This window comes from Streptomyces sp. NRRL S-340 (assembly GCF_000720185.1).
In the GTDB taxonomy this organism is placed as follows: Bacteria; Actinomycetota; Actinomycetes; order Streptomycetales; family Streptomycetaceae; genus Streptomyces.
In genome coordinates this window covers 195,908-220,314 of record NZ_JOIY01000002.1, presented here as the reverse complement: position 1 = coordinate 220,314, position 24,407 = coordinate 195,908, and the positions used below count along the sequence as shown (strand labels likewise).

At 75.8% G+C, this 24,407-nt stretch carries 17 protein-coding genes, 1 pseudogene and 1 riboswitch; of the genes and pseudogenes, 12 read left to right on the top strand and 6 right to left on the bottom strand.

From position 1 onward, the window contains the following. Positions 1–54: 54 nt before the first annotated feature. The gene (locus tag IG64_RS02235) at positions 55–1,740 is read right to left on the bottom strand and encodes a ribonuclease J (protein WP_037851264.1); all 1,686 of its coding nucleotides are present in this window, start codon (positions 1,738–1,740) and stop codon (positions 55–57) included. A 264-nt stretch (positions 1,741–2,004) separates the two neighbouring features. Between IG64_RS02235 and IG64_RS02230 the strand changes: the two genes are divergently transcribed. Beyond that, positions 2,005–2,493, top strand: a complete 489-nt coding sequence (locus IG64_RS02230; protein ID WP_078883724.1) for a GNAT family N-acetyltransferase — start codon at positions 2,005–2,007, stop codon at positions 2,491–2,493. 45 nt (positions 2,494–2,538) lie between these two features. Here the strand turns inward: IG64_RS02230 and IG64_RS42780 are convergent, their stop codons facing one another. Further along, entirely contained in the window at positions 2,539–2,931 is a 393-nt protein-coding gene (locus tag IG64_RS42780) for a hypothetical protein (protein WP_037851261.1), read from the bottom strand. A gap of 229 nt (positions 2,932–3,160) precedes the next feature. Between IG64_RS42780 and IG64_RS02220 the strand changes: the two genes are divergently transcribed. The 10 genes and pseudogenes from IG64_RS02220 (at position 3,161) to IG64_RS02175 (ending at position 18,648) form a co-directional block, all read left to right on the top strand. Further along, on the top strand, positions 3,161–5,473 hold the full coding sequence (locus tag IG64_RS02220) for an ATP-binding protein (protein WP_037851259.1): 2,313 nt from the start codon (positions 3,161–3,163) through the stop codon (positions 5,471–5,473). Positions 5,474–5,754: 281 nt separating this feature from the next. After that, positions 5,755–6,975: a helix-turn-helix domain-containing protein gene (locus tag IG64_RS02215; RefSeq protein WP_063758748.1), complete on the top strand. Its 1,221-nt coding sequence runs from the start codon at positions 5,755–5,757 to the stop codon at positions 6,973–6,975. A 115-nt stretch (positions 6,976–7,090) separates the two neighbouring features. Then, positions 7,091–10,072 carry a helix-turn-helix transcriptional regulator gene (locus IG64_RS02210; protein WP_234438351.1) on the top strand — a complete coding sequence of 994 codons (2,982 nt, stop codon included), beginning with the start codon at positions 7,091–7,093 and terminating at the stop codon, positions 10,070–10,072. A 408-nt stretch (positions 10,073–10,480) separates the two neighbouring features. Then, positions 10,481–11,467 carry a helix-turn-helix domain-containing protein gene (locus IG64_RS02205; RefSeq protein ID WP_051812256.1) on the top strand — a complete coding sequence of 329 codons (987 nt, stop codon included), beginning with the start codon at positions 10,481–10,483 and terminating at the stop codon, positions 11,465–11,467. Positions 11,468–11,536: 69 nt separating this feature from the next. Further along, a complete protein-coding gene (locus IG64_RS02200; protein WP_234438350.1) occupies positions 11,537–13,825 on the top strand; it encodes an ATP-binding protein in 2,289 nt (762 codons plus the stop codon). Positions 13,826–14,184: 359 nt separating this feature from the next. Continuing rightward, positions 14,185–14,784 (top strand): annotated as a pseudogene (gene cbiT, locus IG64_RS02195) (precorrin-6Y C5,15-methyltransferase (decarboxylating) subunit CbiT); the annotation flags it as partial. Next, positions 14,781–15,530: a precorrin-4 C(11)-methyltransferase gene (gene cobM, locus IG64_RS02190; protein WP_037851255.1), complete on the top strand. Its 750-nt coding sequence runs from the start codon at positions 14,781–14,783 to the stop codon at positions 15,528–15,530. The pseudogene cbiT and the gene cobM, both read left to right, overlap by 4 nt. A 56-nt stretch (positions 15,531–15,586) precedes the next feature. Beyond that, positions 15,587–15,669: riboswitch (cobalamin riboswitch) on the top strand. A 128-nt stretch (positions 15,670–15,797) separates the two neighbouring features. Further along, entirely contained in the window at positions 15,798–16,853 is a 1,056-nt protein-coding gene (locus tag IG64_RS02185) for a FecCD family ABC transporter permease (RefSeq protein WP_037851254.1), read from the top strand. A gap of 1 nt (position 16,854) precedes the next feature. Beyond that, positions 16,855–17,622 carry an ABC transporter ATP-binding protein gene (locus tag IG64_RS02180; RefSeq protein WP_037851252.1) on the top strand — a complete coding sequence of 256 codons (768 nt, stop codon included), beginning with the start codon at positions 16,855–16,857 and terminating at the stop codon, positions 17,620–17,622. Between the two features lie 12 nt (positions 17,623–17,634). Then, entirely contained in the window at positions 17,635–18,648 is a 1,014-nt protein-coding gene (locus IG64_RS02175) for an ABC transporter substrate-binding protein (protein WP_037851251.1), read from the top strand. A gap of 121 nt (positions 18,649–18,769) precedes the next feature. On the opposite strand, the gene IG64_RS02170 is transcribed toward IG64_RS02175, so the two are convergent. Further along, positions 18,770–19,933, bottom strand: coding sequence for a cobalt-precorrin-5B (C(1))-methyltransferase (locus IG64_RS02170; RefSeq protein ID WP_037851341.1), 1,164 nt, complete (start codon positions 19,931–19,933; stop codon positions 18,770–18,772). A 95-nt stretch (positions 19,934–20,028) separates the two neighbouring features. Here IG64_RS02170 and IG64_RS02165 point away from each other — a divergent pair, with 95 nt between their 5' ends. Further along, positions 20,029–20,796 carry a cobalt-precorrin-6A reductase gene (locus tag IG64_RS02165; protein ID WP_037851249.1) on the top strand — a complete coding sequence of 256 codons (768 nt, stop codon included), beginning with the start codon at positions 20,029–20,031 and terminating at the stop codon, positions 20,794–20,796. A 92-nt stretch (positions 20,797–20,888) separates the two neighbouring features. Here IG64_RS02165 and IG64_RS02160 read toward each other — a convergent pair whose 3' ends face one another. The 3 genes from IG64_RS02160 to cobG are packed head-to-tail and all read right to left on the bottom strand — an operon-like array spanning position 20,889 to position 24,342. After that, entirely contained in the window at positions 20,889–22,376 is a 1,488-nt protein-coding gene (locus IG64_RS02160) for a precorrin-2 C(20)-methyltransferase (protein ID WP_037851248.1), read from the bottom strand. After that, a complete protein-coding gene (locus tag IG64_RS02155; protein ID WP_199811485.1) occupies positions 22,373–23,041 on the bottom strand; it encodes a precorrin-8X methylmutase in 669 nt (222 codons plus the stop codon). Before IG64_RS02155 ends, IG64_RS02160 begins: the two co-directional genes overlap by 4 nt. Further along, positions 23,038–24,342, bottom strand: coding sequence for a precorrin-3B synthase (cobG, locus tag IG64_RS02150; RefSeq protein ID WP_199811484.1), 1,305 nt, complete (start codon positions 24,340–24,342; stop codon positions 23,038–23,040). Before cobG ends, IG64_RS02155 begins: the two co-directional genes overlap by 4 nt. Positions 24,343–24,407: the final 65 nt, after the last annotated feature.

The window sequence follows — 24,407 nt, the reverse complement described above, 5'->3', positions numbered from 1 at the left end:
GGCGGCGAGGGGCGGCGGCTGACGCGCCGCCCCGGCCGCTCCCGGGGCCGTGTCTCAGGCGTCGATGATGACGGGGATGATGAGGGGCTTGCGGCGGTAGGTGCGGAACGCCCAGTTCGCCACGGCGCGGGCGATGAGCTGTTCGAGCTGTCGGGCGTCCCCGACGCCCTCCTCGGCCGCGGTGGCCAGGGTCTTCTCGATGACCGGGACGACCGGCTCGAAGGTGGCCTCGTCGTGGACGAAACCGCGGGCCAGGAAGTCGGGGGCCTCGGCGAGGGCACCGGTGTCCGCGTCGACGATCGCCACCACCGTGACCACGCCCTCGGCGGCGAGGGTGAGGCGGTCCTTGAGGGAGGCCTCGGTGGCGCCGCCGACCTCCATGCCGTCCACGTAGACGTTGCCGGCCGGGACCTTGCCGGTGATGGACGCGCGTCCGTCGACGAGGTCGACGACGACGCCGTCCTCGGCGATCACGACCCGGTCCGGGTCGACGCCGGTACGGATGGCGAGGTCGCCGTTGGCCCGCAGGTGGCGCCATTCGCCGTGCACGGGCATGACGTTGCGCGGCTTGACGATGTTGTAGCAGTAGACGAGTTCGCCGGCGCTGGCGTGCCCGGAGACGTGCACCTTGGCGTTGCCCTTGTGGACCACGTGGGCGCCCCACCGGGTGAGTCCGTTGATCACCCGGTAGATGGCGTTCTCGTTGCCGGGGATGAGGGAGCTGGCGAGCAGGACGGTGTCGCCCTTGCCGATGCGGATCATGTGGTCGCGGTTGGCCATCCGGGACAGCGCGGCCATCGGTTCGCCCTGGGAGCCGGTGCACACCAGGGTGACCTTGTGGTCCGGGAGCTTCTCCAGCTCCTTGGTGCTCACCACCAGACCGGAGGGGACCTTCAGGTAGCCCAGTTCACGGGCGATGCCCATGTTGCGGACCATCGACCGGCCGACGAAGGCGACCTTGCGGCCGTGCTGGTGGGCGGCGTCCAGGACCTGCTGGATGCGGTGGACGTGGCTGGCGAAGCTGGACACGATGACCCGGCGCGGCGCGGTGCGCATCACCTGCTCGATCGCCGGGTTCAGCTCACGCTCGGACGTGGTGAAGCCGGGCACTTCGGCGTTGGTGGAGTCGGTCAGGAACAGGTCCACGCCCTCCTCGCCGAGGCGGGCGAAGGCGCGCAGGTCGGTGATGCGGTCGTCCAGAGGGAACTGGTCCATCTTGAAGTCGCCGGTGTGCAGCACCGTCCCGGCGCCGGTCCGGATCGCGACCGCGAGGCTGTCGGGGATGGAGTGGTTGACCGCCACGAACTCGCAGTCGAAGGGCCCGAAGCCGCGCCGGTCGCCCTCCCGCACCCGCACCGGGCGCGGTCGGATGCCGTGTTCCTTGAGCTTGGCCTCCAGGAACGCCAGGGTCAGCTTGGAGCCGACGACCGGGATGTCGGACCGCTCCCGCAGCAGGTAGGGCACGCCGCCGATGTGGTCCTCGTGACCGTGGGTGAGCACCACGGCGACGACATCGTCCAGCCGGTCCCGGATGGAGGTGAAGTCCGGCAGGATGACGTCCACACCGGGCTGGGTCTCCTCGGGGAACAGCACGCCGCAGTCCACGATGAGCAGCTTGCCCGCGTACTCGAAGACGGTCATGTTGCGGCCGATCTCACCGAGGCCGCCCAGGGCGATGACCCTCAGCCCTCCGTCGGGAAGGGGCGGGGCGGCTTTGAGGTCGGGGTGGGGATGACTCATACCCTGACGGTACCCGCAGAGGGGGGCGGGGTGATCCATCGCCTGTGTGATCCGCTGTCCGCGTGGTCTCTTTTCCGGGGTGCCGCCTCCTTCGCGGACCACGCTCCCCGGCAACGGGGGGTGCCGCGTCCGCCGGCCCCCGGCTCCGGGACCGTCCGGGTACGGCGGCCCCGGTCGCCTTCGTCCGCGCGGTGCCCGGCGAGGGGCGCCCTGGCCGGCCCGGCGGCACGCCGGACACCGGCGCCGGTCTGGTTTACTCTCCCGATGAGCTCACGCACGTCCCCGGTCAGCCCGCCGGTCACTATACGCAGGGCCGTCGCGGGGGACGCCAGACGGCTCACGCGCATCGTGCGCGGCTCGGGTGCCTACCGGGGTGAGTACGCGGCGGCAGTCGCGGGCTACCGGGTGGGCCCCGACTACATCGAGGCCCACCGGGCCTTCGCAGCGGTCGGCGCCGACGGGCCCGGAGGCCGGGTCCTCGGGTTCTACTCGCTCGTCCTCGCTCCGCCGGAACTCGATCTGCTCTTCGTCGCCGACGACGCGCAAGGACGGGGAATCGGGCGACTGCTCGTCGCGCACATGCAGGGCGAGGCCCGTGCCGCCGGGATCGACCGGGTCAAGGTCGTGTCCCACCTGCCCGCCGCGGACTTCTACCACCGCGTCGGCGCCGTGCGGACCGGGACCGCGCTCGCGAACCCGCCCGCCGTGCCCTGGGACCGTCCCGAATTCGAGTTCCGCATCCCTCCGCGATGAACGACGACCGTCCGTGACGGGTGCCGCCGGGGCGGTGTCCGGGGGTCAGTCCGCCCGCCCCGGCCCCGGGATCCCGGGGCGGTCACGACGGCGGGCAGCCGTTCGGCCTCGCGGATGAGGCCGGCCGAGGGTCCTGAGCGGACGAGGCGCCGGTCCCTCCTCGCCGATCCTGGTGAGGCGCGGTCGCTGCCGGGCGCTCAGGGCGGCGGCGCCGAGGGCCTGCACGGCCTCCCAGGCGCCGGCGGCGTCCTCTCCGGTCTCGGCGGCGCGGAGGGCGGCCTCGGCGAGCCGGCCGAGGCCGACGGCGCCGGTGACGGCGAGCAGGGCGAGGACCGCGGCGGGAGCCTTCTCGGGGGCGGTGAGGAGTTGTGCCAGGCGGGGGACCAGGGGCCGGGCGGACGCATCGAGGAGGGCCGCCGCACCCCCCAGCGCACGCACCGCCGGCGTACGGGGAGGCCCCGCCCCGCTCTCGGCCAGGGGCGCCTTCCTCGTGACGGGGGGCGCGGTGTGCGCCCTCCCGGCCGCGGCGCCGGTACACCGGCGGGCCGGCCCGCGGCCGGAGGATGTGAACCGCCCGGACCGCGCAGCGCACCCCTTCATCGGCCCTGTGACCAGCAGATCCACCGACCTATTACAATCTTCAATATCCAAGGTGAAAGGGGCGGACGTGTCCGCACAAGAGGCGGCGTTCGGGACCCTGCTGCGAAAGATGCGTCAGACCAAGTCGCTGACCATCGAAGCGCTGGCGGAGGCCTCCGGCGTCAGTGTGCGCGGCATCGGGGACCTGGAACGCGGACGGCGGGCCGCGCCGCAACGGCGGACGGTGGCCGCGCTCGCGGACGGACTCGGCCTCCACGACATCGAGCGGGAACGGCTGCTGGCCGCAGCCCGTAACGGACGTGCTCCCGGGTACAGCCCCGTCGGTGTCCGTTCCTTCCCGCGCGGCATCGACGACTTCGTCGGCCGCGCCGGCGAACTGGCACGCCTGGAGGCACTCGCCGGACCGGCCGAGGACCAGGGCGCCGCGGACCGCGACGCCGGCCGGGGAGCCGGGGCCGCGCACACCCGGTCCGTCGTCGTCGCCGTCCACGGGGCGCCCGGCACGGGCAAGACGACCCTCGCCCTGCGCGCCGCCCGCCGGCTGGCCGACCGGTTCCCAGACGGTCAGCTCATGGTGGACCTGCGGGGGACCGACGACACCCCGCCCGCCCCCTCCGAGCTGATGCTCCAGGTGCTCAAGGCGCTCGGGGTGCCCGACCGGGACCTGGCCAAGGCCGGCCCCCAGGCCCACCCCGCCGTCTACCGGCAGGTCCTCGCCGACCGCCGCTGCCTGCTCGTCCTCGACAACGCCCGCGACGAGGCGCAGGTACGCCCCCTGCTGCCGGGCTCCGGCGGGACACTGGTCCTGGTGACCAGCCGCCGCATGCTCACCGGTCTGGACGACGTGGTCCGGCTGCCGCTCGGGACGCTCGAGCCCGCCGAGTCGGCCGCCTTCCTGACCGCGCTCGTCGGCGCCGAGCGGGCGAGCGCCGAACCGGACGCCCTGGCAGAGGTCGCCCGGCTCTGCGAACACCTGCCGCTGGCCCTTCGGGTGGCGGGCAACTGGCTGGCGACACGCACCGGTTGGAGCGTACGCCGGCTCGCGGACCGGCTGGCGCGCGAGGAGCGGCGGCTGGACGCGCTGGCCGCGGGGGACGTACGGGTGGCGAGCGCCTTCGACCTGTCGTACCGGCAGCTCACCCCCGCCGCCGCCCGGCTGTTCCGGCGCCTGTCCCTGGTCCCCGGCCCGGACGTCGGCGCCGCCGGCGCCGCCCGGCTCACCGGCCAGGACCTCTACGACACCGAGGACACCCTGGAGGAACTGGTCGAGGCGGGCCTCCTCGGCATCACCGGGCACCGCTACCGGCTCCACGACCTGCTCTGCCTGTACGGCCGCGACCGCCTCACCGCGGAGGAGAGCCCCGAGGACGCCGAGCGGGCCCGCCGGGCGATGTTCCGCTGGCTGCTGGAGACGGCCGTCGTCGCCGGCCGGTGGTACGAACCCGACCACGGCGCCCCGCCTCCCACCTGGCGGGGCACGGTGGACCTGTCCAGCGCCGACAAGGCCCGCGAGTGGCTCCAGGCCGAAGCGCCGAACTGGCTGGCGGCCCTGCGCGCGGCGGCGCAGGACGGCGACCACGCCACCGTCGTCGAGGTGGCCGAGTCCCTGCACTGGTTCTCCGACCAGTGGATCTTCTGGGGGCACTGGCCGGAGGTCTACGGGACCGCCGTGCGCTCCGCCGAGGCGCTCGGTGACCCCCTCGTCGAAGCGACCCAGCTCAACTACTACGCCTGGGCCCTCCTGCTGTGCGAGGGCAGACCCGCGGACAGCCTCCGGTACTGCGCCCGCGCGCTGGACGCGGCCCGGCGGGCCGGTGACCCCGCCCAGCAGGCATGGGCCCACCAGTACGCCGGCTGGGCCCACCGCCTCATGGGCGAGAACGACAAGGTCGCCGGGCACAACGCCCGGGCCGTCGCCCACTTCGACGCCGCCGGGGACGTGCACGGCATGCTCCAGGCCCTGCTCGGCCGTGCGTCGGTACTGCGGGCGACCGAGCGCCACGAGGAGGCGATCAAGGCCAGCCGGCAGGTCCTGGCCCGGCTGGACGCGGCCGGCGAGCGCGTCGAACCCCACATCGCCGCCTTCGCACGCGTCAACGCGCTGGCCGGGCTGGGCATCAGTCACAGCCGCCTGGGGCGCTGGGACGAAGCGGTGGAGAACCTGCGGGAATCGGTCGAACTCTGTCACGCGGACGGCAACACCGCCCTGGAGAGCCGCTACCTCGTCATGCTCGGCGACGCCCTCCTCGCCGCAGGCAGGACCGCCGAGGCGCACGAGGCTTTCGAGCGGTGCGTCGCGCTCGGCGCGGGCGCCGACCCGGAGCGGGTCGCCGTGGCCCGCTCCCGGCTCGCCGACCCCGACCTGTGGCACCCCATCTGAACCGACTCCGGCACACGCCCCGGACGACCGCACACCCCGGTGCCCGCCGGGACATCGCTCCCCGGGGAGACGCGGTCCTCACGATACGTGTGCCGCGGCGACCGTTTCCTTCCGTGCGCGCACAGCGCTGTTCCCTGCGCGCACGGACGCGCACCGGCACGGCGGGAACGGGGTGTGCCCTTGTGTCCGGTGCCGCGTTTTCTGCCTGGAGAGTGCCTGGTCAGGGGCCTGCCGGGCTGGTTGATTTCTCCTGTCGGAGAAAAAAAGAGGAGGAGAACCAGGTGGAGCTTGCCCCGTCGACGGACGCGGTGCCCGGCCGGGACCGGCTCGACCGCTGGCGGGCCGCGCTGGGCTCGGCCCTGCTCCCCGTGGCCGTGACACCCCGCGGCAGCCGCCCCCTCACCGGCCGGATCACCAGCGGCCGCCTCGGCCGCCTGCGCTTTTGCACCCTGGAGTCCGACGCCCAGCGGATCAGCCGGACGGCGGCGCACCAGCGGACGGCGGACGAGGCCACCGTGGGGGTCCTCGTCCTGACCGCGGGTACGGCGACCCTGCTCCAGGACGGCCGGCACGCCGTCGCGGGCGCCGGGGACCTCCTGGTCCACGACACCTCACGGCCGTACACCCTGGACTTCCCCGCGCGGTTCGCCTGCCACATCCTCCACCTGCCCCGCCGGGAACTGAACGTCTCGGACGGGGAACTGCGCGGGCTCGCGGTGACGGCCGTCGCGCCCACCGACGGGATCGGTGCCGTCCTCAGCCCCTTCCTCACCCGGCTGCTCGGCTCGGCCCACTCCTACGCACCGGCCGTCGGGGCGCGGCTCGCGGCCACCGTCGTGGACCTCTTCGGCACCCTCGCCGCCGAACGCCGCCCCTTCGGCGGCGCCGGAACCGGACGCGAGGAGCTGGTGCTGCGCATCCGCCACCACATCGACCGTCATCTGGAGGATCCCGGTCTGACGCCGGAGACCGTGGCCGCCGCCCACCACATCTCCGTGCGGTACCTGCACCGGCTGTTCGAGGACGAGAGGGTCACCGTGGCCCGGCTCATCCAGCGGCGCCGGTTGCAGGAGTGCGCGCGCGAACTGGCACGCGGCGGGCGGGCCGCGCCCGCCGTCGCCGCGGTCGCGCACCGCTGGGGTTTCGTGAACCCCGCCCACTTCAGCCGGGTCTTCCGCGGGATGTACGGGCACACGCCCAGCGAATGGCGCCGGCTCGCGACCTCGGGCACGCCCCCGCAGGACCCGTACGGCCGGGACGGCGACCAGGCCCGGGAAGCCGCGGCCGAACGGCTGCCGCACCCCGCCGAGCTGGTGCCGCACCCCGAGCTGGTGCCGCACCCCGAGGGAGTTCCGTACGCCGAGCGGGCACCGTACGCCGAGGGAGTGCCGCGCCCCGAGCGGGCGCCGCGCGCCGAGCGGGTGCCGCGCGCCGACGTGGGGCCGCGTGCCCGGCGGACGGTCCAGGGCGGCGACGGCCGGGGGGCTTCCCGTGCGGCCTGAATCCGTCACCGTGCGGCCTGAACCCGGCCCAGGGGCGTCCGAGCCCGTCACCGTTCGGCCCGAGTCCGTCGCCACGCCGCCCCGACCCGTCGCCGTAGGGCCCGAACCGGTCACCGTGCCGCCTGAGTCCCTCACCCCACCGTCCCGCCCCTTCACGGCAGGGCGGCCCGGGCCCGTCGCCGTGCCGCCCGGGCAGGTCGCCGTACGTCCCGAGCCCGCCGGGACCGGCCCCGCGCCCCGACGCGGCCCCGCGCCGTCCTCGCGGGGATCCGGCGCATCCGGCGAGCAGGGCACGCACGGCGAGCCCGACGCACCCGGCGAGCGCGGAGCACGCGGCGAGCGCGATGCCGCCGGCCCGCCCGGAGGCTCGGGTCCCCGGGAGGACCGCGTCGCGCTCGCCGGCCGTGGTCCGGAGCAGGAGCTGCTGCGCCGGGTGCTGCGCGAGGCACGGTCGGGGAGCGGGGGCACGGGGACCCTGCTGCAGGGCGAGGCCGGGATCGGCAAGACGGCCCTGCTGGACTGGGCGCACGCCGAAGCACGCGCCCTGGGGTTCACCGTGCTGCGCGCGGTGGGCTCCGAGGCCGAGGCCGGGGTGACGTTCGGCGCGCTGCACCAGTTGCTCTGGCCCCTCACGGACCGTATGCGGGCGCTGCCGGAACCGCAGCGCCGGGCGCTGGCCTTCGCCCTCGGCGAGGGCGCGGAACCGGCGCGGGGCGGTTTCCTGGTGGGCGCCGCGGTACTGGCCCTGCTCGCCGGGGAGGCGCGCATGCGCCCCGTCCTGGTCCTCGTGGACGACCTGCAGTGGGTGGACTCCTCCAGCGCGGCCGTCTTCGCCTTCCTGCAGCGCAGGACCGGTGAGGTGCCGCTGGCCTTCGTCGGCGCCGGCCGCCCCGAGGGGCCGGCGGCCGAGGGCAGGCCCGGCACGGTGGTCGGTCTGACCGCGCTGGGCGGCGAGGACGCCCGCACGCTGCTGCGGGCCCGGCACCCGCACCTGTCGGTCACCACGGCCGACCGCATCCTGCGGGAAGCGGCGGGCAACCCGCTGGCCCTGGTCGAGCTGCCCGTGCACCTCCATCCCGACCAGGCACGCGGCGTGATGCCCCTGCCGAGGCGGTTCCCGCTCGGCGGGCGGCTGGAGCGGCTGTTCGCACCCCGGCTGGACCGCTTGTCCGGCGAGGCCGCCCGCGTACTGCTGCACGCCGCTCTCGGCGGCACGGCGGCGATGTGGGCGATACCGGCCTGGCCGGCCGGGCTCGCCCCGGACCGGGCCGACGAGGTGCTCGACGAGATCGAGTCGAGCGGCCTGGCACGCCTGGAGCCGGACGGCCGGCTCACCTTCCGGCACCCGCTGGTGCGCGGTGCCGTCGTCGCCCGCGCCTCGGGCCCGCAACGGCGGGCCGCGCACCGCGCGCTCGCCGCCGCGCTGCCCTACGACGACCCCCGCCGGCTGGGGCACGAGGCCGACGCCACCCTGCTGCCCGACGACGACCTGGCCGGACGGCTCCAGGAGGCCGGCCGCCGCCTGGCGCTGCGCGGCGGCGACGCCGAAGGCGCGCTGCTGCTGCACCGCGCGGCCGTCCTGAGCACCGACGCCCAGGCCCGCGCCCGCCGCCTGACCTGGGCGGCGGCCATGGCGGCCCGCGGCGGGCGGCTCCCGTACGCCGCCAAGCTCGTGGAGGAGCTGCGCCGCGCGCCGGTACCCGCCGACAGCGCGCCGCTGCACGCCTACGCCGTCGTCTACGTCGACCAGAGCCACCACGTCGACTTCGCGTCGTCGTTCACCCTGCTTCCGCAGGCGCTCGACGCCCTGGCCCGGACGGGAGCCGGGGCCGGCCCCTTCGACGACCTCGCCGAACAGGTCTACTTCAAACTGCTGCTGGCGTCCGTCTACACCGGCGACCCCCGCGGCTGGGCCGTGCTGCGTGCCCACCGGCACCAGGTCTCGCCGCTGGCCGACCTGTGCCGCCGGGCCTGGTCCGACCCCGCCCGCACCGCCCACGGCGCGGGCGCCGAACTGCGCGCCACGGCCCGCACCATGAGCCAGGAGCAGCAGGCCGGAGCCGCCTGGCTGCTGCTGTGGACCGCCACCGCCCTCGACATGGCCGACGCGTCCCTGTGGCGCCGGTTCCTGGGCCAGCACGCCTACGCCACCCAGGGCAGCATCGCCAAGGCCGGCGTCCACCAGGACTACCTGCGGGGCGAGTGGGACCGGGCCGAGGTGTGCCTGCGCGAGGCCGAGGCGGCCGACGCCCTCGGGTACCACTGCAACGCCCTGCTCTTCCGCAACCACTACGCCAGTTTCCTGGCCGGCCGTGGCGACGAGGAGGGGCTGCTCGCGGTGGAGGAAGCCATCCGGCCGCCGGCCGCCCGGGCGCGTATGACGTTCGTGGAGGACCACCTCACGCACCTGCGCGCCCTGGCCGCCCTCGCGCACGGCCGGGACGAGGAGGCGTACTCCGCCCTGGCCGCTCTGACCCCGCCCGGCGTGCTGCCGGCCGCCCTGCCCTGGTTCCACCTGCCGTTCTTCGACTTCGTGGAGGCGGCCCTGCGCACCGGGCGGACGGCCGAGGCGCGGGCGCACGTGGCGGCGGGCGGCGCGGCACGGATGGAGGACATCTCCCCGCACCACGCGTTCCTGCTGGCCGCCGCCCGCGCCCTCGCCGCCGCCGACGAGGACGCCGACGCGCTCTACGAGGCCGCCTACGCCGTACCGGGTGCCGAGCAGTGGGCCTTCGAACTGGCCAGGCTGCGGCTGGCGCACGGCGCGTGGCTGCGCGACCGCAGGCGCCCGCGCGCGGGGGAGGTGCTGGAACAGGCGCTGGACACCTTCCGCGCGCTGGGCGCCCGGCCCTGGGCCGAGCGGACCGAACGGGAACTGCGGGCCGCCCGCACCCGGACCGAGGGCCCGGCCTCGCTCACCGCGCAGGAGCTGCGGATCGCCCGGCTCGCCGCGGACGGGCTGACCAACAAGGAGATCGGCACCCGGCTGGGCCTGTCCCCGCGGACCGTCGGCGGCCACCTGGCGAAGACCTTCCCCAAACTCGGCATCGCCTCGCGTGCCGCGCTCGCCCGGGCCCTGGAGGGGACGGGCGCGTGAACGCGCGCGGGGCGCACAGCCCGCGCTGACCGACGGGGGCGGCGCCGGTGAGGGGTGCGTCCGCGGGTCGGGACGGCTTCGCACGCTTCCGCGGCCAGGTCTTGTGTACGGGGGCGGCGCCGGTGAGTGGTGTGTCTGTGGTGGGGACGGCTTCGCAGCTCTTGCGTACCGGGACGGGACCGTCGAGTCGCGCCTGCGCTCCGGGGCCCGAGGGCCCCACCGGTCCCCTCGCGTCCCTCACCCTCCGGCGCACGGCGGCACACCCGGCGCGGTGATCGACCGAGCCTCCCCCACTCCTCGCGGGTCAAATGACCTACCGCCCTCGCGGCGCCGGCGCACAGGCTGGAGAGACGCACATGCACACGTGTCCGTCCCGCCGCCGGGACCGGGCCGAGAGGGGGAGTCACCATGCACGACGAGGTCAGTACGGCATCCGTGCCGCCGGCCGACCGTGCCGGACACTGGGAGAGCGCGGTCCGCCGCCGGCTGGCCCCCGTCGACGTGACGCCACGACAGGGGCCCGCGGGCTTCCGCGGCACGCTCACCACCGGCGACGTGGGCTGGCTGCGGCTGCTGTCGATGCGGGCCGCGCCGCTGCGGCTGAGCCGTACCGCCCGGCTGGTGTCGGCCGCCCGGGACGACCGGCTGGTCCTGCTCCTCCAGGAGGAGGGCACCGCCGCCGTACGGCAGGACGGACGTGAGGCGGTCGTCGGCGCCGGACAACTGGCACTCCTGGACCTGCGCCGGCCCTTCTGCCTCGACCAGCACACGCCGTTCCACCTGTACGCGCTGCGGATCCCCGAGCACGCCCTGGGTCCCTCCGCGGCACGCGCCCGGCAGGTCACGGGCCGAGCCATCCCCGCGACCGAGGGCGTGGCGGCGCTGCTGCAGCCCTTCGCCGCGGAGCTGGCCTCCGGCGCGGCGGCGTTCGCGGGCCACGTCAGGGACCGGCTCGCCGGCAGTCTCACGGACCTGCTGGCCACCCTCGTCGACGAGCAGGCCCGCCGGCCGGGCGGGGCGGCGCCGGTCACCCCCCGCGCGCGGACCGTCGGCGACATCCGCGCCCACATCGACGCCCATCTGCGCGATCCGAAGCTCTCCCCGGCGCTCGTCGCCAAGGCCCACGGCATCTCGCTGCGCTACCTGCACGTGCTGTTCGAGAGCGAGGACACCACCGTGCACCGGCTCATCCAGCGCAGGCGGATCGAGGAGTGCGCCCGCGAGCTGCTGCGTCCCGGAAACGAGGGCCGCACCCTCGCCGCCGTGGCCCGCGGCTGGGGATTTCGCAACGCGGCGCACTTCAGCCGCGCCTTCAAGTCCGTCCACGGCTGCTCGCCCAGCCGGTGGCGGGCGTCCGCCCCTCCGTCCGGTGCCCGCCCGGGGCCCACCAGGTGAGACGGCAACTGTGGTGCCCGATCCACAACTGCTAGGTTCATGCCGTTTCCGAAGCGGTGACATCCGGCCATGACAGGCGCGCCGGGCGGGTCGCCGGAGGTGGAGATGGACAAGGGCATGTTCGGCGGGCTGCTGCGCGAGGCACGGCAGCGATCCCTGCTCACCCTGGAGAGCCTCGCCGAGGCCTCCGGAGTCAGCGTCCGCGCGATCAGCGACATGGAGCGCGGACGGAGCCTGCCGCGCCAGGCCACCCTGGGCGATCTGCTGGACGCCCTGGAGCTGGAGGAGGACGAGCGGCGCCGTCTGGTGCGCGCGTCCGCCCGGCGCACCCGGCGGGTCCCGCGGCAACTGCCGCCGGACCTCACGGCCTTCCGCGGGCGCGCTCAGGCGCTGGCGGCCGTCCACGGGCTCACCGCGCGGGTGGCCGGACAGGGCGGCCACGTCGTCATCTCCGCGATCGGCGGCATGGCCGGAGTCGGCAAGACGGCGCTGGCCGTGCACTGGGCGCACCAGGTGGCGGACCGCTTCCCCGACGGCCAGCTGTACGTGAACCTGCGTGGTTTCGAGGCCGAGGCCCGCCCCCTGGACCCCGGGGAGGCGCTCGGCGGGTTCCTGCGGGCGCTGGAGGTGCCCAGCGGCGACATCCCGGCCGGCGTGCAGGAGCGCAGCGCCCTGTTCCGGGAACGGAGCGCGTCGCGGCGGTTGATCGTCGTCCTGGACAACGCGCGGGACGCCGACCAGGTCAGGCCGCTGCTGCCGGCCGCCCCGGGCTGCCTGACGATCATCACCTCCCGCAACCGGCTGTCCGGCCTCGCGGCGACGGAGGGGGCCTCGCTGGTCAGCCTGGACGTGTGGAGCCGTGAGGAGGCCATCGCGGCGCTCGCCGCCCGGATCGGAGAGGAGCGGTGCGCGGCGGAGCCGGCGGCCGCCGCCGAACTGGTCGCACTGTGCGGCTGCCTGCCGCTGGCGGTCGCCGTCGTCGGGGCGCAGCTGAACGCGGCGCCCGCGATGCCGCTGCGGACAGGCGTGCGGGAGCTGAGCGAGACGCGTTGGCGGCTGGACGCGCTGTCGGCCGCCGACGGGCGGGTCGACGTACGCGCCGTCTTCTCGTGGTCCTACCGGGCGCTCACACCCGCGACGGCACGCTTCTTCCGGTACCTCGCCGTCCACCCCGGTCCGGCGGTGTCCGCCGAGGCCGCCGCCTCGCTCGGTGGTGTCGAGACGGTCCAGGCCCGCCGTCATCTGCGCGAACTGACCGCGGCCAGCCTCCTCACCCGGGACACGGAGGGCCGCTACGTCCTGCACGACCTGGTACGGGCCTACGGCGCCGAACTCCTCGAACAGGAGAAGGAGGACCGTCTCGGAGCCGAGATGCGCCTGCTGGACTACCTGCGCCACAACGCCCGCGCCGCCAACCGGTTCGTCTGGCGCTTCCCGTCCGTCCCGGCCGGCGACCCGGCGCCCGGCGTGGCACGGGTCACGATCGACGACCGCGAGGAAGCACTGGAGTGGTACCGCCAGGAGGAGGCCACCGCCGCCGCCGCGCTGCGCACCCTGCACGACGCGCGGCTGCTGCGCCACCGCATCGACCTCACGCTGGAATGGGTGGCCTACAACTCGGTCACCGGGCGCTGGGCCGAGGAGATCTCCGCCTCGCGCATCGGGCTCGACGCGGCCCTCGCCCTCGACGACCCGGTGGCCGTCGCGCGGACCGCCGCCCACCTGTCGCGGGCGCTCGTCGAGACGGGGGGCATCGACGAGGCCGACGACCTGCTCGGCCTGATCATGCGCCAGATGCACCGGCTGCCCCCGCAGGAGCAGCTCCAGGCGGAGCGGCACGCCAGCCGGATCCGTCATCACCAGCAACGCCACGCGGAGGGGCTGCGGCACGCGCGCAACAGCCTGGCGCTCGCCCGGGCCCTCGCCGAGCCGTACGAGATCGCGCGGGCCCTCGCCATCGTCGCCTACTTCCTCTCCGTCCACGGTGACCCGAAGGAAGCCGTCGCCACCTGCGAGGAGGTGATCCCCCTGCTGCGCGAGACGGGGAACCGCCACGACGAGGCGGCGACCCGCAGGCACATGGGCTACGCCTGGCAGCGCGCGGGCGACCTCACCGCCGCGGTCGAGCACTACCGCGCGGCGCTGCGGCTCTACCAGGAGGTCCTGGACGACTACAACGTGGCCGACGTACTCGACCACCTCGCGGCCGCCCAGCTGGAACAGGGTGACACCGATCAGGCCCGGGTCAACTGGACCCGGTCGGCCGACCTGTTCGACGCCCTGCGCGTCGCCCGCGCCGGACAGATCCGGGCCAGGGCGGAAGCCCTGCCCCGGCCGGAAACCCGGCCGGCGGGGTGAGGGCGCCCGCGGCGCACGGCCTGCGGCCGGTACCGCGCCGCCCGGCCCCCACCAACTGCCGCGCGGTACCGCCGTGCTGCGCCACCCGGTCTCCGGTGGCCGCGGCGCGATGCGGTAAGGCACCGCACCGCGCCGCCCGGCGTCCTCCGGCCGGGGCCGGCACCGCGCCGCCGAGCCCCCTGTGACCCTGGCCGGCACCGCCCAGTAGAGTGCGCCCCTGCCCCCCGAGTGCGCCCCGGCGAAGCATCCCCGCACGCCGAAGTGCCCGCGTCCGCCGCCCGACCCCGAGGTACCAGCACGTGAAGCCCGCCCGACCAGGACGACCGACCCCCGCCGCCGGCCGCGAAGGCACCCAGGGCGCCGTGCCCCTGGGTGTCGTGCCGGGGCTGCCGGACGAGGCGTACGAGCACGACGGACAGCTCACCAAGCGGCACGTCCGGGCCGCCACCCTCGCCGCGCTCGCCCCCCGCCCCGGCGAACTGCTGTGGGACGTCGGCGGCGGATCGGGCTCCATCGCCGTCGAATGGCTGCGCGCCCACCCCGCCTGCCGGGCGGTCACCGTCGAACGGGACCCGGTGCGGGCCGCGCGCATCACCCGCAACGCCGAACGGCTCGCAGTGCCCCGCCTGCGCGTGGTCACCGGGACGGCCCCCCGGGCACTGGCCGAACTGCCGCCCCCCGACGCGGTGTTCGTCGGCGGCGGACTCACCGCCCCCGGCCTCCTCGACGCCTGCTGGACGGCGCTGCCCGTCGGCGGACGGCTGGTCGCCAACACGGTGACCCTGGAGTCCGAGGCGCTGCTCGCCGACGCCTACCGGCGCCACGGCGGCGAGCTGGTGCGGCTCGCGGTGGCGCACGCCGTGCCGGTGGGCGGCTTCACCGGGTGGCGGCAGGCGATGCCGGTGACCCAGTGGGCCGTGCGCAAGACCGTCGAAGAACCCACAGGAGCAGACAGATGACCGTGTACTTCATCGGCGCGGGCCCCGGCGCCGCGGACCTCATCACGGTGCGCGGCGCCCGCACCCTCGCCGCCTGCCGGGTCTGCCTGTACGCGGGCAGCCTCGTCCCCCGCGAACTCCTCGCCGAATGCCCGCCGGGAGCCCGTCTGGTCGACACCGCGCAGCTCGACCTGGACCGGATCACCGCCGAGCTGGTGCGCGCCCACGAGGAGGGCCACGACGTGGCCCGGCTGCACTCCGGCGACCCGTCCGTCTTCAGCGCCGTCGCCGAGCAGATGCGGCGGCTCGACGCGGCCGGGGTGCCCTACGAGATCGTCCCCGGCGTGCCCGCCTTCGCCGCCGCCGCGGCCGCCCTGAAGCGGGAACTGACCGTGCCGACCGTCGGCCAGACCGTCATCCTGACCCGGATCGCCCAGCGCGCCACCCCCATGCCGCCGGGGGAGGACCTGGCCACACTGGGCCGCAGCGGCGCCCTCATCGTGCTGCACCTGGCCACCCGGTACGTCGACCGTGTCGTGAGCGAACTGCTCCCGCACTACGGCGCCGACTGCCCCGCCGCGGTCGTCGCCTACGCCTCACGCCCCGACGAACTGGTCCTGCGGGGCACCCTCGACGACATCGCCCAGCAGGTGAAGGCCGCCGGGGTGCTGCGCACCGCCGTGATCATCGTGGGCCGCACACTGGGCGCGGAGCAGTTCGGCGACAGCCACCTGTACTCGCCCGAGCGGGAGCGGCACGTGTGCTGACCGGGCCCCGCGGTGGACCTCACGCCCCGTTTGTTAGGCTCCCCTTGCCTCCCGCGGGGGAAGTCCGGTGAGAGTCCGGCGCTGACCCGCAACGGTGTGCGCGAGGGCCTGACGGCCCCTCGCGCGAGCCCGATCGCCCGTGGGTGGTGCGACCCGTTGACTGCTCGCCGCGGACTGCGAGAGGGGACCGCGCGGCCCCGGCGGGCCGTACGGGCTGATCTCCTGCTTCCCGTCCGGCAGGCGGCCCAGCCGAAGGACGGCCCCCTCGTGCGCCGAAGGACGACCCCCAGCCGGACACCCCTGCCCCCGCTCGCCGCCGGCCTGGGACTGCTGCTCCTCGTCTCGCTCCTGTGCGGGGTCGGGCTCGGCGCCGCCCCCGTCGCCTGGCCGGACGTCCTCCGCCACCTGGGGGCAGGGCTCACCGGCGGCACCGTGACCGCCCGCGACGCCGCCGCGTACACCATCGTCTGGGAGATCCGCCTGCCGCGGGTCGCGCTCGGCGCCGTCGTCGGAGCCGGGCTCGCGACCGTCGGCGTCGCCGTCCAGGCCATGGTGCGCAACGCGCTGGCCGACCCGTTCGTCCTGGGCATCTCCTCGGGAGCGGCGGTCGGCGCCAACGCCGTCATCCTCATGGGGGCGTTCGCCGGTCTCGGCGTGTGGGCGCTGTCGGTGTCCGCGTTCACCTCGGGCCTGGCGGCCATGGTCCTCGTCTACGCCGTCGCCCGCTCGCCGCGCGGCCTGTCCCCGCTGCGGCTCGTCCTGACCGGAACCGCCCTGGCGTACGGTTTCGAGGCGCTCACCACCGTCATGGTGTTCGGCGCGGCCCGGGGCGAGGCGGCCCGGTCGGCGATGATGTGGCTGCTGGGCAGCCTGGGCGGCGCGACCTGGGCCCAGGTGCCGCTCGCCGCGGGCACCGTGGCGGCCGGCTGGGTGTGGCTGCGCCGGCGCGCCGAGGCGCTCAACGCCCTGGCCATGGGCGACGAGACCGCCGCGGCGCTCGGGGTGCCGCCCGCCCGGCTGCGCCGGGAGGTCTTCGTCGTCACCGCGGCAGTCACCGGGACCGTGGTCGCCGTCAGCGGCGCCATCGGGTTCGTCGGCCTGATGGTGCCGCACGTCGTGCGGATGGCGGTCGGTGCCGACCACCGCAGGGTCCTCGCCGTGGCACCGCTCGCCGGGGCCGTCCTGCTGGTCTGGGCCGACGTGGTGTCCCGGCTGCTGCTCGCCCCCGCCGAACTGCCCATCGGGGTCGTCACGGCGGTGGTCGGCGTGCCCGTGTTCCTGCTGTTGATGCGGCGCGGCGGCTACGCGTTCGCAGGCCGCTGAGATGCGCGTCGACATCGAGGACGTGACGGTCGAGGCGGCCGGCCGCAGACTGGTCGAGGACGTCCGGCTCACCGTGGAGCCGGGGGCGTTCGTCGGACTCGTCGGCCCCAACGGCAGCGGCAAGTCGACCCTGCTGCGCTGCGTCTACCGGGCGCTGCGCCCGGCCGCGGGCACGGTCCGGCTCGACGGCGAGGACCTGCACGCCAGGGACGCGCGCGGCGCCGCACGGGTGCTGGCCGCCCTGCCGCAGGAGTCGTCGGCCGGGTTCGACTACACGGTGGCCGAGACCGTCGCCATGGGCCGCACACCGCACCGCGGCCGGACGGCCGCCGCGGACCGGGAGATCTGCGAACGGGCCATGGCGCGCACCGGCGTCGCCCACCTCGCCGACCGCGGCCTGCTCACCCTGTCCGGCGGCGAGAAGCAGCGGGTCCTCATGGCCCGCGCCCTCGCCCAGCAGCCCCGGGTGCTGGTCCTGGACGAGCCCACCAACCACCTCGACATCGCCCACCAGCTGGACGTGCTGGCCCTGGTCCGCGACAGCGGCCCGACCGTGCTGGCCGCGCTGCACGACCTCAACCTCGCCGCCGCCCACTGCGACCTGCTCTACGTGATCCACGCCGGGCGGATCGCGGCCTGCGGGCCGCCGCACGACGTCCTGCGCCCGGAGCTGCTCGCCGAGGTGTTCGGGGTGCGCGCCCACCGGGTGCGGCACCCGGAGACCGGCGCGGTCCGGCTGCTGTTCGACCTGCTCCCGCCCACCACGTAAGGACACGCCCCCATGCGCCTCGCGCCCGCCGCCGCCCTCTGCCTGGCCGCCGCGCTGACCGCCGCCCTCACCGGTTGCGGAGCCCGCGTCGAGCCGGCCGGCGACGCCGCCTCCGCCACCGAGGTCACCCTCACCAACTGCGGCCGGAAGGTCACCTACGACAAGGTCCCCGAGCGCGTCGTCACCAACGACGTCGGCATCACCGAGCTGATGTTCGCCCTCGGCCTGGAGGACCGCATGGCGGGCTACGCCATGCCCGACGACAAGGGCGACCTGACCGGCGTGCCGTGGAAGGACGCCTACCGCAAGGTGAGACGGCTCTCCAAGGACCAGCTCACCCGGGAGAACGTCCTCGACGCCCGCGCCGACCTCGTCCTCGCCGGCTGGGGCTACGGCTTCCGCGAGGACGGCGGCCTCACCCCCGACGCGCTCGAGAAGCTGGGGATTTCCTCGTACGTCCTGACCGAGTCCTGCCGCAACGGCCGCACCACGACCTCCCGCGGCATCATGCCACCGCTCGACGCCCTGTACGCCGACCTCACCAACCTCGGCCGCCTCTTCGGCGTCGAGGAGCGCGCGGCGAAGCTGATCGCCGGCTTCCGCGAACAGGTCGCCGGCGTCCGGGCACGGGCCCCCAGGGGCGCCGGCCGCCCCAGGGTGTTCCTCTACGACAGCGGCCGGGACCAGCCCTTCACCTCCGGCCGCTACGCCGCGCCGCAGCAGATCATCACCGAGGCGGGCGGCGTCAACGTGATGGAGGACGCCGCGGACTCCTGGACCACGGTCGGCTGGGAGAGCGTCGTCGCACGCGATCCCGACGTCATCGTCGTCTGCGACTACGGCGACGTCGGCGCCGAGCAGAAGAAGCGGTTCCTGCTCTCCTACGCCCCGCTGCGTGACGTCTCCGCCGTGAGGCACCGCAGGATCTTCGTCCTCGACTACGCCGACCTGGTGGAGAGCCCGCGCAACCCGGCGGCGATCGCCCGGCTCGGTGCCTATCTGCGGACGGTGGCGGGGAAGCGGTGAGACGGCGGGGCGGTCACGGCGCGCCGCCACCGGGCCACCGGACGGCGGGGCGGTCCCGCCGTGGGGCACCGCGGCGGGACCGCCGGACGCGGGCACGGCTCCACCGGAGCGTGCCGGCGGTTCACCGGGAGGCGCCGCCGGGGCCGCCGACCGCGCTGCGGCCCACGATCCCGCCCGCCCGGTCGATGCAGATGACGTCGACCGCGACCGGCGCCCCGCGCAGCACGGCCAGCGCCTCGTCGCGGGCCGCCCCGGCGACGAGGTCGCCGAGCGGAACCCCGCGCGCCAGGCACGACTGGAGCGCGGCCAGACCGGTGTTGGCCGCCGCGACCTCCGCCGCCAGTGCCTCGTCGGCGCCGCCGCGCCGGGCCAGGGCGGCCAGGAACCCCTTGTCCACCTGGGACCGCGCGGAATGCAGGTCGAGATGGCCGGCCGCCAGTTTGGACAGTTTGGCGAAGCCGCCGCAGACGGTGAGCCGGGGGACCGGGTGACGGCGTACGTACTTGAGCACCGCGCCCGCGAAGTCGCCCATGTCGAGGAGTGCGTCCTCGGGGAGGCGGTACTCTGCGACGACCGTGTTCTCCGAGGTCGATCCGGTGCACCCGGCGACGTGCTCGCGCCCCGCCGCCCGCGCCACGTCCACACCCCGGCGGATGGAGTCGATCCAGGCCGAGCACGAGTACGGCACGACGATGCCCGTCGTGCCGAGGACGGACAGACCGCCGATGATGCCGAGCCGCGGGTTCCACGTGGAGCGGGCGATCTCCTCGCCGTCGTCCACGGAGACGGTGATCTCGACGTCCCCGCCGCCCCCGTGCCGGGCGGCGACCTCGGCGACATGATCACGCATCATCCGGCGCGGGACGGGATTGACGGCGGGCTCACCCACCGGCAGCGGCAGGCCGGGCCGGGTGACGGTGCCGACCCCGGGGCCGGCCCTGAACACCACCCCCGAACCGGCGGGCAGCGTCCGGACCGTGGCACGCACCAGCGCCCCGTGCGTGACGTCCGGATCGTCCCCGGCGTCCTTGACCACCCCCGCCATGGCGTACGCGCCGGTCAGCTCCTCCACCGCCAGCGCGAACGACGGCGTCTGCCCCTTGGGCAGGGTGACGGTCACCGGATCGGGGAACTCGCCGGTCAGCAGCGCGGTGTACGCGGCGGTCGTGGCCGCCGTCGCACAGGCACCCGTGGTCCAGCCGGGGCGCAGCCCGCTGTGCTCCAGCTGCCCGCGCCGTCCGCCCTTGACGGCCGGCGCCGGTGCGCCGCCCTGCGCCGGCGGCACCTCCCGGCCGTCCGTGTCCGCGGTGCTCCCGCCGCTCGCCCTGCCCACGTCGTCTTCCTCACTGCTCACTGCTACTCATGAACGGACCGGATCCCATGCACGTCCTGATCCTCGGCGGCACCACCGAGGCCCGCCGGCTCGCGGAACTGCTCCACGGCACGCCCGGAGTGAGAGCGACCAGCTCCCTCGCCGGACGGGTCGCCGGACCCCGGCTGCCGCCGGGGGAGGTCCGCGTCGGCGGCTTCGGCGGGACGGAGGGACTGACGGCGTGGCTGCGCGAGCACGCGGTCGACGCGCTCATCGACGCCACCCACCCCTTCGCCGGGACGATCAGTTTCCACGCGGCCAGGGCCGCGGCCACCGCCCATGTTCCCCTGCTCGCCCTGCGCCGCCCCGGCTGGGTCCCCGTCCCGGGCGACCGGTGGCACGAGGCGGCCTCGCTGGAGGAGGCGGCCCGGCTGCTGCCGGGGCTCGGGCGGCGGGTCTTCCTCACCACCGGGCGGACCGGTCTGGCCGCCTTCGCCGGCCTGGACGGCCTGTGGTTCCTCGTACGGTCCGTCGACGCGCCCGAGCCGCCGCACCCGGCGGCCATGGAGGTGCTGCTCGACCGTGGTCCCTTCGGCCTGGACGGGGAACGCGAACTGCTGCGCCGCCACCGGATCGACGTCGTCGTCACCAAGGACAGCGGGGGAGCGGCCACCGCGCCCAAGCTGACGGCGGCCCGGGAGGCCGGACTGCCGGTGGTCATGGTCCGGCGCCCGCCCGTGCCCGAGGGCGTCCCGTCCGTGGCCACCCCGCAGGAGGCGGCCCACTGGCTCGCCGGGCGGCTTCCCGGCCGGCCCGCGCCCGGGTCCACCGGCTGAACCCGCCGCCTCCGGCACGGACGCGGGGCCGTGGGGCCGTGGGCGGGACCCCGTCCCGCCCACGGCGTGCGCCGCCCGGCCCCGAGCCCCGTTCACGCCTCCGGGTACCGGCGGGGTGTCCAGACGATCTCCTGGCCGTCGCCGCGCCGGACCACCTGGGTCTGGGACGAGCCGACCAGCAGGATCGTGCGCATGTCGACCTCGGCCGGGTCCAGGCCGGCGAGCCGCACGATCCGCACCCGCTCGCCGGGGCCGCCCACGTCCCGTGCCACCACCACGGGCGTGTCCGGGGCCCGGTGCTCCAGCAGCACGTCCCGGGCCTTGGCCACCTGCCAGGTGCGGCTGCGCGAGCCCGGGTTGTACAGGGCCAGCACCAGGTCCGCCGAGGCCGCCGCGCGCAGCCGTGCCGCGATGACCTCCCAGGGCTTGAGCCGGTCGGAGAGGGAGAGCGTGGCGTAGTCGTGGCCGAGAGGGGCGCCGGCCCGGGCGGCGGCGGCGTTGGCGGCGGTCACGCCCGGCAGCACCCGCACCGCCACATCGGCGTAAGCGGGCTGCGAGGCGGCCTCCAGGACGGCGGTGGCCATCGCGAAGACCCCGGGGTCGCCGCCGGACACGACGGCCACCCGGCGACCGCGCCGGGCCAGTTGCAGGGCGAACTCCGCGCGCTCGGCCTCCACCCGGTTGTCCGAACCGTGCCGGAGCTGACCGGGGCGCACCGGCACCCGGTCCAGGTAGGTGGTGTAGCCGACCAGGTCGTCGGCCGCGGCCAGCGCGCCCCGCGTCTCGGGGGTCAGCCACTGCGGACCGGCCGGACCCGTGCCGACCACGACGACCTCGCCCCGCTCCCGCGCCGGGCGTCCGGCGTCGACGCGGCTGGGCAGCACGGCCACCGAGAAGTACGGCACGGACCCGGCGTCCACGTCCGCCAGCGCGCCGACCCGCTCCCCGGGCATCGTGGCCCGCTCGACGTACCGGGCCTCCGCCAGCCGGCCCGAAGCCTCCAGGGCGCCGCGCACCTTGGGGAACGTACGGCCCAGCTTCATGACGACCGCCGAGTCCGTCGCCGCCAGCCGCGCCGTCAGTTCTTCCTCGGGCAGGGTGCCGGGAAGGACGGTCAGCACCTCCTCGCCCTCGACGAGCGGGGCGCCCAGGCGGGCCGCGGCGGCCGACACGGACGTGACCCCGGGGATCACCTCCGTCTCGTAGCGGTCGGCGAGCCGCTTGTGCAGGTGCATGTAGGAGCCGTAGAAGAGCGGGTCGCCCTCGGCGAGGACGGCGACGCTGCGGCCGGCGTCGAGATGCGCGGCCAGCCGCGCCGACGCCTGCTCGTAGAACTCCTCCAGAGCACCCCGGTACCCGCCGGGGTGGTCGGTGGTCTCCGTGGTGACCGGGTAGACCAGCGCCTCCTCGACGTGGTCGGCGCGGATGTGCCGGGCCGCGATCGAGCGGGCGATGGACCGCCCGTGGCGTGCGCTGTGGTACGCGACCACGTCCGCCCCGGCGATGACCTCCACCGCCCGGAGGGTCATCAGGGACGGGTCACCGGGGCCGAGCCCCACGCCGTACAGCCGCCCGCTCATTCCGCCTCACTCGCGATCGCGTTGAGCGCGGCGGCGGCCAGGGCGCTGCCGCCCCGCCGTCCGCGCACCACCAGGTGCTCCAGCCCCGACGGGTGAGCGGCCAGCGCGTCCTTGGACTCGGCGGCCCCCACGAACCCGACGGGCACACCGAGGACGGCGGCGGGCCGGCCCGCGCCCTCCTCGATCATCTCCAGGAGACGGAACAGGGCGGTGGGCGCGTTGCCGACGGCGACCACGGAACCCTCCAGCCGGTCCCGCCACAGCTCCATGGCGGCGGCGCTGCGCGTGGTGCCCAGCTTCGCCGCCAGAGCGGGGACGGCCGGGTCGGAGAGGGTGCACAGCACCTCGTTGCCGGCGGGCAGCCGCTTGCGGGTGACACCGCTGGCCACCATCTGCACGTCGCACAGGACGGGCGCCCCGCCCCGCAGGGCCTCGCGCGCACGGGCCACCACGGCGGGCGTGTACACGAGGTCGCGGACGAGGTCGACCATCCCGCAGGCGTGGATCATCCGGACCGCCACCTGGCTGACGTCGGCGGGCAGACCCGCGAGGTCCGCCTCCGCGCGGATGGTGGCGAAGGACTGGCGGTAGATCGCCGCGCCGTCCTTCTCGTAGTCGTAGGGCGTCACGGTGTTCTCGCTGCTCTCGGGGGTCGTACGGATCATGAGGTGAACGCCGCCAGGGCGGCGGTGAGTCGGGAGGGGTCGTCGAGGAGGACGGTACGGGCGTGCGGCGACGGTGAGGAGGAGACGAGCGAGAGCCGGTAGCCGCCGCCCCCGGCCGCGACCAGGTCGACGTGGTCGCCGGCGGGCCGTCCGCAACGGCGGTCGCAGCCGGACCAGTACAGGGGCAGGCCGCGCGGGCCGAGCGCGCCGAGGGCGGCGGTCGCGTCCGCCCGCACGTCGGCGTGCGACTTGGCGCAGCCGGGCCGCCCGACGCAGGCGCCCACCCGGGGCCAGGCCGAACCGGGGCCGGTGACCAGTCCGGTGGCGGCGAGCGCGTCCCGTGCCGCGTGCCGCGCCGCGTCCTGCGGTACGGGGACGACGACCCCGCGCCACGGCGTCAGGCGCAGTTCCCCGCCGGTGCGGGCGGCCGTCCGGGTCAGCTCGCGCCACTGCGGCGGCGTCAGCCGGCCGAGCGGGACGTGCACCGACAGGGCGCGGCCGACGGGCCCGGGCGGCGGACCCGCGCTGTGCCCGGTCGTGCGCGGCTGCGGCGCGCACGCCAGGCCCTCGGCGGCCAGACGGGCGGCGACCAGACGCAGCAGGGAGCCGGCGGGCAGCGGCACGTCACTCACCCGCCAGGCCCGCGTGCCCTGCTCCCGCGCCGCCGCCACGACCGTCTCGGCGGCCGCCACCATCGCCCGGGGCACGTCCCCGGCGGACAGGCCCAGCGCCTCGCCCGCCGTTCCGAGGGCGAGCTGCGCGCCCTCGCCGGCCAGGGCCCGTACCGTCACGTCGGCGCCGAGCGAGGCCACGTCGCCGCGGCCGTCGTCGAGGGCGAACAGGAACCGCCCCGACAGCGCCCGCGCCGGCTCACTGGCACACAGCAGCGCGTCGAGGCCGGACAGCCACGGGCGCACGTCCCGCAGGCCGTTCGCGTCCAGACCGGACAGCGGGGAGGCGACGACGTTGCGCACCCGCTCGTGGCCGCGCGAGGGGAGCAGGCCCGCCTCGTCCAGCAGTCCGGCCAGGGCCGGGCCGTCCTCCTCGCGTAGGGCACGCAGTTGCACGTTGCCGCGTGAGGTCAGGTGGAGGTCGCCGTCGCCCAGGCGGCCCGCCGCCTCGGCCAGCGCGTCGGCCTGCCGCACGCTCAGCACACCGCCGGGGATCCGCACACGGGCCACCGCGCCGTCGTCCGCCGCGTGCAGCCGCAGCGTTCCCGGGCACGCGTCGTCACGGTCCCGCCCGGCCGGTGCGGGCCGGGACGGCGGGGGGAGGGCAGCCGAGGACATGGCGGCGAGCATACCTACCATCACATCGCACACATGTCCTGCCCTGCTGCGACGGCCCCTACTATGCTTCTCGGCGG